General features: G+C 45.4%; 7 protein-coding genes. 6 read left to right on the top strand and 1 reads right to left on the bottom strand.

Translation table 11 applies throughout. From position 1 onward, the window contains the following. Positions 1 to 257: 257 nt before the first annotated feature. Positions 258 to 1451 carry a DegT/DnrJ/EryC1/StrS aminotransferase family protein gene (locus Q0081_RS16525; RefSeq protein WP_298355452.1) on the bottom strand — a complete coding sequence of 398 codons (1194 nt, stop codon included), beginning with the start codon at positions 1449 to 1451 and terminating at the stop codon, positions 258 to 260. A gap of 230 nt (positions 1452 to 1681) precedes the next feature. On the opposite strand from Q0081_RS16525, the gene Q0081_RS16520 reads away from it, so the two are divergent. The 6 genes from Q0081_RS16520 to Q0081_RS16495 all read left to right on the top strand — a co-directional run. Next, positions 1682 to 2989: a hypothetical protein gene (locus Q0081_RS16520; protein ID WP_298355450.1), complete on the top strand. Its 1308-nt coding sequence runs from the start codon at positions 1682 to 1684 to the stop codon at positions 2987 to 2989. A 279-nt stretch (positions 2990 to 3268) separates the two neighbouring features. After that, the gene (locus Q0081_RS16515; protein ID WP_298355449.1) at positions 3269 to 4063 is read left to right on the top strand and encodes a DUF3050 domain-containing protein; all 795 of its coding nucleotides are present in this window, start codon (positions 3269 to 3271) and stop codon (positions 4061 to 4063) included. 203 nt (positions 4064 to 4266) lie between these two features. After that, entirely contained in the window at positions 4267 to 5010 is a 744-nt protein-coding gene (locus Q0081_RS16510) for an ankyrin repeat domain-containing protein (protein ID WP_298355447.1), read from the top strand. Between the two features lie 125 nt (positions 5011 to 5135). Further along, positions 5136 to 5459, top strand: a complete 324-nt coding sequence (locus Q0081_RS16505) for a helix-turn-helix transcriptional regulator (protein WP_298355445.1) — start codon at positions 5136 to 5138, stop codon at positions 5457 to 5459. A 299-nt stretch (positions 5460 to 5758) separates the two neighbouring features. Next, the gene (locus Q0081_RS16500; protein WP_298355443.1) at positions 5759 to 6223 is read left to right on the top strand and encodes an SRPBCC domain-containing protein; all 465 of its coding nucleotides are present in this window, start codon (positions 5759 to 5761) and stop codon (positions 6221 to 6223) included. Positions 6224 to 6239: 16 nt separating this feature from the next. Continuing rightward, the coding region (locus tag Q0081_RS16495; RefSeq protein WP_298355454.1) for a DUF4256 domain-containing protein at positions 6240 to 6640 on the top strand (401 nt) is incomplete at its 3' end.

Genomic DNA, 6640 nt, shown 5'->3' with positions numbered 1-6640 from the left:
TTTGAGTAGCTAACTGGACTTGAAGTTGCGATATGTGTTCTTTATCTGTCAATGGGCAATGGTAAACCTTTTTATTCAATTTAACTAACATGACTCAGAACCTGAGTCGTAACTAAAATGAAATACAGTTTTAAGATTATTTTTTGCATTGCTTTCCAATAAAATGGTCACGGAGTTTCACAGAGTGGATACACAGAGTCTCACTGACTTTGTGGTACTCTGTGGCAGAACTCTGTGTGACTTTGTGACCTTCATTTTTAAACTTCACTTTGTACTTTCAAAATCGCAGTCGCAAAGGACTCCATATCTTCTTTTGTTCCCAACATCGCATGTTGCAAAATCCAAACGGCTTCGTCGCTGCACGCGCGCTCGGCCACGGGACAATGAACCTGCGTATAGTCTACATCATCAGGAATGGCGTAGCACATAAAGTTTTTGTTTTGAAACAACGGCTGTTTGTACAACGGATGCGGATAACCTCGGAAAGAAGGCACGCCTTCCGCCGCCAAACGCTCGGCAAATTCCACTTTACTCAGGCCGTTGAAATACGTTTTGTCATATTTGAAAATATAAATATGGTAGCAATGCCGCGTTTCACCCAACCCACGTTTCAAAGGCGTGATTCCATCAATTTGTTCCAACAAAGTGTTCAAATACAAGCCGTTCTCATCACGCGTAATGGTCTGCGCTTCCAGTCGCTTGAGTTGGACCGAGAGCAATACCGCCTGCATTTGCGTAATGCGGTAATTACAACCGGGATTGTAATGATCGTACCATTGACCGCCTTCGATGCGGCCTACATTGCGCAGGGAATTCATCATAGCGTACAATTCATCATCGTCGGTCACCACGATTCCGCCTTCTCCCGCTGTTAGGTTTTTGGACGATTGAAAACTAAAACTACCCACATTGCCAATGGAGCCCAGTTTCCTGCCTTTGTATTCGGCTCCGTGGGCGTGCGCGGCATCTTCAATAACGCGCAAATTGTAGCGTTTGGCAATGTCCATGATGGTGTCCATGTCGCAGGCCTGTCCGCCAAAATGAACGGGAATGATAACCTTGGTGCGCGGCGTAATGGCGGCTTCAATGGCTTGGGGAGAAATATTGTAGGTATCGGGGTCCAAGTCCACAAACACAGGTACGCAGTTGGCTTCAATCACCGTGGAGGCCGTTGCAATAAACGTATAAGGCGGCACAATGACCTCATCGCCGGGCTTCACACCGCAGGCAATCAGTGCCAACCGCAGTGATACCGAGCCGTTGACGCAGCTGATGGCGTATTTACTACCACAATACGCGGCAAATTCTTTCTCAAAAGTCTCGACCAAATCGCCGCAATCGGGGTTTCCCCATTTACCGCTGCGCACCAGGTCGGCTACCGCTTCCACGTCGGTTTCATCAAATATGGGCCAGGAAAACGTCTTCCTGACCGTTTTTTCAGCTGTTTCCACTTTTTTATAACAGGTTTGTATAGAATAGAGTACTGTGTCCGATGCGTTTTGGGCTATTCTTTTTTCGACACGGAGTTGCACAGAGTTTCACAACGTTTTTTCTCAGTGGAACTCCGTGTCGGACTCTGTGCAACTCCGTGACCAAAACAAATTTTTCAATAGCCCATTTCACCCCAAAAAAGGTATAATCTACAAACGATACCAAACCCTTAAACTACTTTCTTTTACGCATGAAAAACAAACAGCTCTACTTTGCCATGCTCATGGCGGGCATGTCGCTCGGGACCGCTTGGGCCATTCGCGGGCAATTTGGCCACGAACACGGTGCTGCCTGGGCAGGCGCTATCGGTTCATTGAGCATTTTAGTACTGGCAAAACGCCCCGACTGGTATGCCAAAGCCTTTGCCGCTACCCTCGCGGGGGCCATCGGTTGGGGCTTGGGAGGCCTGGCAAGTTACGGCATTGTAGTGGGTTATGGGCGCGGTATTGAGTTTGTGAATGTGTATTATGGCCTGTTGATGCTGTTTGTCATTGGAGGATTATACGGTTTTGTAGGGGGAGGATTGTTTGGTTTAGCGCTGGCAGATTCCACCGCGAAGCCCGTCAAATGGCACGAAGTCATCATCGAAATGGTAGTGGGCGCTGTCGTGTTTTATTTCTTTATGATTGAAGAATTTGAGTGGCGTATGACTCCTCCCCGTTCTGAAATGTGGGCGGCCTGCTTTGGCTCCGCCGTGGCCCTGACGTGGTACATGGTACGTCATCAACAGTATTCAGCCCTGCGGGTGGCCGTATTTGCCGGATTGGGCGGCGGGTTTGGCTTTGGGTTTGGTAATTTTTTACAAGTACTCGGCCGCCTGACCGAAATCAAGTTCAATTTCTGGAACGTGATGGAATACTCCCTGGGCTTTTTCGGCGGACTCGGCATGGCCTACGGGACGCTGACCTCTCACTGGGAAAAGGGCACCGATACTCAACCCAAATCCAAGGTGTGGTTTCCGCTATTGATGGCAGTATTGGTGATTCCATTCATTGTATGGGATCAATCTTTTGGTTTAGAACGTCTTCAGGGCATTTTCAGCAAGATTGACGTTGCCGCCGACAGTCCGATGCTTCCCTTCGTGCAATGGGTTTCGATAGGTTTAATATTGGTATTTACGGCCTTTTGGTGGATGCGTTTTTACCAAAACAAACCCAATTCGCTCTCCAATACTACCAACGAAATCTACACCCTTTTCCTCGGCCATTGGGGGCTGTATGTGGTATTTAGTTTACTGATTACGGGCGCGTTCATGAGCGGCTACCGCATTGAACAATACCTCTACATCGCGAATTGGATCATTGTAGCTTTCCTGATCGGTAAAACTCAACCCGAGTTTACCCCAAAACCGCTTGCCCCCAAAAAATGGGCCATTAATTTGGGTATACTAATTGTCTTTTTTGCGCTGTTGACCCTCATTCTCATCAGCTCCCACGGCGAACTGAAAGGCGCGCACAAACGCTTTGGCGTACCGCCTCCGGTGGAGGAAACGAAGTAAATAATTGATTTTAAAACAAAAATGGCGTTGGGTAACCGACGCTTTTTTTGTAGGGATTTTACTTTTGCATTTTCTTTTCGCTAAAAGGCATACAAAACGGCAGCTTGAGAAACCGAACAGTCTGCTGAAAAGTGAACTGTCTACCAAAAACTGATCCCTTCTGAAATAAAATTTGTTCAAAATTGAAAACTAAAAACGATACAAATCGTATATAAAGTCACCAGAGCAAGACAAAACACACCTCCTGTGACTTACAGGTTCCAACAATTTAACAAAAAAATGACCGAGCAAATAGAAAAAATCAGAGAGCGTATTGAGCCGTTGCGACAGGAAATCATGCACCATAAAGTGTACTCTATGATTGAGGATGCAGAAGACCTGAAGGTATTTATGGAATTTCACGTGTACGCCGTTTGGGACTTTATGTCCCTGTTGAAAACCTTACAAAACAACCTGACCTGTACCACCGTCCCTTGGTTTCCGGTCGGGTCGGCTGAGACCCGCCATCTCATTAATGAAATTGTGGTGGGAGAAGAATCGGACGTGGACTTACATGGACAGCGGAAAAGTCATTTTGAAATCTACATCGACGCCATGAAACAATGCGGCGCAGATACGACCCCCATTGAAACGTTTATTGCTGAACTGCAACAAACCGGCGATTTTGAAGCAGCTTTCCGTACCGCAGGCACGCCAAAAGAGGCAAAAGAATTTGTAGATTTTACCTTCCAAATCATTGATAGTAAAAAATCCTACCTTCAATCCTCGATTTTTACGTTTGGGCGGGAAGACCTCATTCCGGGAATGTTTATTTCCATCATCAACGACATCCACAAAACCTTCCCCGAACGTATTTCCATTTTCAATTATTACTTAGAAAGACACATCGAAGTCGACGGAGATCATCACAGTCATTTGGCCTTACAAATGACTGCTAATCTGTGCGGCACCAATGAACAATTTTGGATGGAAGCCGAACAGGCAACCCTCAAATCTCTGCAAAAACGTATTCGTCTTTGGGACGGCGTTTATCAAAAACTAACCGAACGAAAAGCAGCGATGATTACCTGCTGAAAACAGTTGTGTACAAATCATAAAGTTAGGAAGGCGTTGGGCAACCGACGCTTTTTTTATGGAGTATCATCGTCTAATGTCCTCATTATAAGCCTTCTCAACAACTCATAAACGACAAAAAGAAGCGCTTCTCCACCTCATAAAAATGTTGTATATTTACGGGTAACCGATCATTTTAACAACCATCCAAACATTGGTAGCAAATGAATCATTTACAGGAAATTATAACTCATTTTGAACTTCATTCGGTTCAGGAAATCAGAGACTGCTTTGAAAAAGGAGTCAATCCCAATGAGACAGTGAATGGAAAACCGCTGGTGTATGAATTGATAAATATGTACAGCCGTGGTCCTCTTTTTAAGGAATGTATAAAAGCGTTTGTTGACTACGGCTTGGCATTCGAAGACAACGTATTGCTCTCCGTTTTAACAGGCAATGCCGATGTACTGGATACACAATTACGGGCAGATAAAGGAGTATTGTTAAAAACATATTCGTTGGATTGCACCTTTACTCCTTTGTACGAAGCCTCCTTATTACACATTTGTGCCGAATATAATCATTTGGCCTGTGCGCAGGTACTGGTAAAACACGGTGCCGACATCAATTCAAAAGCAGGAATTGATGAAAATGGATTTGGAGGACAAACCCCGATTTTTCACACGGTCAATCAACATGACAATCAATGCATCGACGTACTGAAGTTTCTTCTTACTCAAAAGCCTGACCTGACCCTCACCGTCAAAGGACTTATTTGGGGAAAAGGGTATGATTGGGAGACATTTATTCCCTCCATAAATCCGATCAGCTATGCCATGATGGGGCTTCTGCGTCAATTTCAACGAACTGAAGTTCAGATATATGAAGCTGTTTCCCTCTTGATGAAAAGTGCCTATGGGACAGACTATTATCCGTCCAATGTCCCTAACAAATACCTGACTGATTAATCACAACTACCGCTCCTTCTCTCCATTAAATTTCGCCGAGTAATCCCTCCAGTCTTATAAAAATTCGCAAAAAAATTTTCGTAGTCAAATAGCTACATGTACATTTGTAGTCAAATGACTACACAATGAATTTACGACGAGACGTATTCCAAGCCATCGCTGACCCGACCAGAAGAGCGATACTCCTATTGGTTGCTTCGCAATCCATGACGGCGGGCGCTATTGCGGCCAACTTTGACACTGCCCGGCCGACCGTTTCGAAACACCTGCACATACTTACCGAGTGTGAATTGCTGGAACAACAGCAAAACGGCCGGGAAATTTACTACCACATCAACGCAAAAAGCATGAAAGAAGTAGCCGACTTCCTTGAACCGTTCCGCCAACTGTGGGACGACCGATTCAACAAATTGGAAGCCATCATGAAAAACTACAAACAGGAAAACTAATCCTTTGACTGCCCTCAGGGTGACAAAACAAGATTATGCTCAATTTTATAAATCATTAATAAACAATTCCTTGCGCGTGAGGAATGCCTGTCCAGCGTGATGCGCGTGGGTATTGTGCGGATGAAGCATTGGACAGGCGGCCCTTCTTTTGTTACTTTTCTTGGGCAATCGGACGGCCGAAGCCGCAAGAAAAGTAAGGGCTCACCAAATTAAATTTGCCGGCATTGCTAATCAGAAGCAAACTACCGAAGTGTCGGACCACCGAAGTGGCTGAAATTTTCAAACATAATCTAACCAGCATGGAACGAAAAACAAAAATTCACGCCGAAGACGGCAAACAGGACCTGAAAATCACAAGGGAATTTGATTTGCCGCTGGAATTACTGTTCAAAGCCTACGAAGAGCCCAACCTTGTGGAACAATGGATGGGAACGAAAGTGCTGAAATTGGAAAACAAAAAGCACGGCAGTTATCAGTTTGAAACCACTGACCCAATGGGCAACAAACACGGTTTCAACGGAGCAATCCATGAGTTCGTACCCAACCAAAAAATCACTCGGACGTTTGAAATGGAAAATACACGCTATCCCATTCAATTAGAGTTTTTAGAATTTGAAAAACTCACGAACGACACCAGCAAGCTCACCATACATATCGTCTATCGCTCCGTGGTCGACAGAGACCAAATGCTGAAGTTACCCTTTGCGCAGGGTATCAATTGGGCCCATAACCGACTGCAGGACATTGTCAATAACTTAAAATAAGCAGGCTATGAACACCATGAATAACCCTAAAAAAGACTTGTTGCCGCAACAGCGTGAAGAACTGCTCAGCGTATTGAAAGCACGCTTTGAGAAAAACAAAAACCGCCACCAAGGGCTGGAATGGGCTACCGTACTGGCAAAACTGGAGGCGAATCCCGAAAAGCTGTGGTCGCTGGATGACATGGAAACCACTGGCGGAGAGCCCGATGTAGTGGGATATGATGCAAAGACAGACGAATTCATTTTCTTTGATTGCTCGGCAGAGAACCCCAAAGGCCGCCGAAGTGTGTGCTACGACCACGAAGCTCTCGAATCACGGAAAGAACATAAACCCGGAAACAGCGCAATTGAGATGGCGGCGGATATGGGCATTGAGTTGTTAACGGAAGAACAATACCGACAACTGCAACAACTGGG

The sequence above is a fragment of the Runella sp. genome (assembly GCF_027484545.1).
In the GTDB taxonomy this organism is placed as follows: domain Bacteria; phylum Bacteroidota; class Bacteroidia; order Cytophagales; family Spirosomataceae; genus Runella.
The sequence above is the reverse complement of the archived record's forward strand: the minus strand, read 5'-3'. Positions and strand labels throughout refer to the sequence as shown.

Coding starts and splice junctions, on each gene's coding strand:
- Q0081_RS16505 (WP_298355445.1), top strand. CDS start 5,136: ATGAATTTACGACGAGACGTATTCCAAGCCATCGCTGACCCGACCAGA.
- Q0081_RS16510 (WP_298355447.1), top strand. CDS start 4,267: ATGAATCATTTACAGGAAATTATAACTCATTTTGAACTTCATTCGGTT.
- Q0081_RS16500 (WP_298355443.1), top strand. CDS start 5,759: ATGGAACGAAAAACAAAAATTCACGCCGAAGACGGCAAACAGGACCTG.
- Q0081_RS16520 (WP_298355450.1), top strand. CDS start 1,682: ATGAAAAACAAACAGCTCTACTTTGCCATGCTCATGGCGGGCATGTCG.
- Q0081_RS16515 (WP_298355449.1), top strand. CDS start 3,269: ATGACCGAGCAAATAGAAAAAATCAGAGAGCGTATTGAGCCGTTGCGA.